The following is a 1867-nucleotide window of genomic DNA, read 5'->3' on the forward strand; positions in this document are numbered from 1 at the left end:
CGGGGCGCCGCGGCTGGCCGCGATGACGCGCGCGCCGCGCCCGGCCGCGATCGCGCAGGCAGCGCCGCCGACACCGCCCGTCGCGCCGATCACCAGCAGCGTCTCGCCCGCCTTGAGCTCCGCGTAGTCGAGGCCGAGCAGCGCGGTGACGTAGTTCACCCCGACCGAGGCAGCCTGCTGGAAGGAAAGATTGGACGGCTTGCGGGAGAGTCCCCCGACCGGCAGGCGCAGCAGTTCCGCATGGCTGCCGTCGCGCGTGAAGCCGATGTCGCCCCCCGTGCCCCAGACCTCGGCGCCGATCCACTCCGGCGGACCGTCCAGCACTATGCCGGCGAAGTCGCGCCCCGGGGTGCGCGGCGGCACCGTCTGCCGCATGCGCCCGGCGACGTTCTTCACGTCGGACGGGTTGATGGAGGCGGCGCGCACCGCGACCAGCGCCTCGCCCGGCTCCGGCGCAGCCACCGGCACCTGGCCGAGCGAGAGCACCTCAGGCCCACCGAAGGCCGCGAAGCGCAGCGACCGGGCGCTCTCGGGCGGCGTCACGGGGCGGGCGGCATCTGGGGCGACGGTCGTCATGCGCGAGGCGTCCTGGTCGTTCCGGAGTGGGCTGGCCACAGCCGCCCTTCTGCAAACGATTGCGCGCCCTGTCAACCCTCAAGGCTGCGCGAGGGGCGCGATGGGGCGGTACGAGCACGGCGATGGTTCACGTGGATCGGCCCGCCTGGCAGCGGCGCCGGCGTGACAGGCAGCGGAACATGCCCCCGGGGAGATTCGAACTCCCACACCCTCTCGGGCGAGCGATTTTGAGTCGCCTGCGTCTACCGTTCCGCCACAGGGGCCTGCGCCGAGACCTACGACGGATCGGCTGTCTGGGGAACCGCCCGCGTCACCGCTCCAGCAGCACCTCGACGCGCCGGTTGCGCTGCCGCCCTTCCGGGTTGTCGCGGCCATCCACCTCGTTCGCGGCCACCGGCTCCGCCTCGCCGCGGCCTTCGGCCCGCAGCGGCGGCAGCCCCGCGGCATTGGCCGAGAGCCAGCGCTCCACGCTGGCGGCGCGGCGTTCCGACAAGGTCCGGTTGTAGCTGTCGGAGCCGACGGAATCGGTGTGGCCGACGATGCGCACGGCGCGCGGCGCGCGCTGACGGATGAGCTCCGCCACGCGCTGCAACGCCTCCGCCGCCTCCGGCCGAAGCTCGGCGCGATCGAAGTCGAACAGCACGTCGTTGCGCACCGTCAGCTTCGTCGCGCGCGGCGTCTCCTCGATCACCACGACGTTGGCGCCGCGAATGTCCACCGCGCCACCCGGCCCCACCACGCCTGTCAACGGACGCCCGTCCTGTTCGACGATCACGCCGCGCGGCTGCGGCGCCGGTTGTTCGAGGGTGACCGCGCCGGTTGCACGCTCCTGCGCCGCCGCGGGCAGGGCGACGGGAAGAACGAGCAGCGCCGCAACGGGAATCGATCGCATCATTGGCCTCCGGCTTGATCGGGCCCGGTCCCTCGGCACCTTGCGCGTCCCAACGCGGCACGCTGTGCCGCGCCGCAGCCGCGGGCGCGGAGGATCGGTTCGGGTCACGCGAATATCAGGCACGGCGCGAGCCACGTCCGCGGGGCGCAACGGTTAACGCCCCGCTGACCCCATCCGGAGGAGGATCGCATGACGCGTATGCCCTTCGTGCTCGCCGCCGTCGCACTCACGCTCGGCGCCTGCACCTATGTCGAGCGTGACCGCCCGCCGCAGCAGGCGACCGTGGTGGTGCCGCAGCAGCCGCCCGCCGCCGTCGTGCAGCAGCCCGCACCCACCGTGACGGTGCGCCCGGGCCTGTAGCCGCCCCCGGCGCCGCCGCCGCGCCGAGCGGCGGCGCCA

General features: G+C 74.0%; 3 protein-coding genes and 1 tRNA gene. 1 reads left to right on the forward strand and 3 read right to left on the reverse strand.

Annotation, left to right across the window (positions count from 1 at the left end):
* The 3 genes from L2I40_RS22625 to L2I40_RS22635 all read right to left on the reverse strand — a co-directional run.
* A partial coding sequence (locus L2I40_RS22625) for a quinone oxidoreductase family protein (RefSeq protein WP_237217599.1) occupies positions 1 to 576 on the reverse strand: 576 nt, incomplete at its 3' end.
* Between the two features lie 180 nt (positions 577 to 756).
* Positions 757 to 839, reverse strand: a tRNA-Leu gene (locus L2I40_RS22630).
* A gap of 47 nt (positions 840 to 886) precedes the next feature.
* Positions 887 to 1468: an OmpA family protein gene (locus L2I40_RS22635; protein ID WP_237217601.1), complete on the reverse strand. Its 582-nt coding sequence runs from the start codon at positions 1466 to 1468 to the stop codon at positions 887 to 889.
* Between the two features lie 189 nt (positions 1469 to 1657).
* On the opposite strand from L2I40_RS22635, the gene L2I40_RS22640 reads away from it, so the two are divergent.
* The gene (locus L2I40_RS22640; RefSeq protein ID WP_237217603.1) at positions 1658 to 1828 is read left to right on the forward strand and encodes a hypothetical protein; all 171 of its coding nucleotides are present in this window, start codon (positions 1658 to 1660) and stop codon (positions 1826 to 1828) included.
* The last annotated feature ends 39 nt before the right edge of the window (positions 1829 to 1867 follow it).

It is taken from the genome of Falsiroseomonas oryziterrae (genome assembly GCF_021864505.1).
Lineage (GTDB): Bacteria > Pseudomonadota > Alphaproteobacteria > Acetobacterales > Acetobacteraceae > Falsiroseomonas > Falsiroseomonas oryziterrae.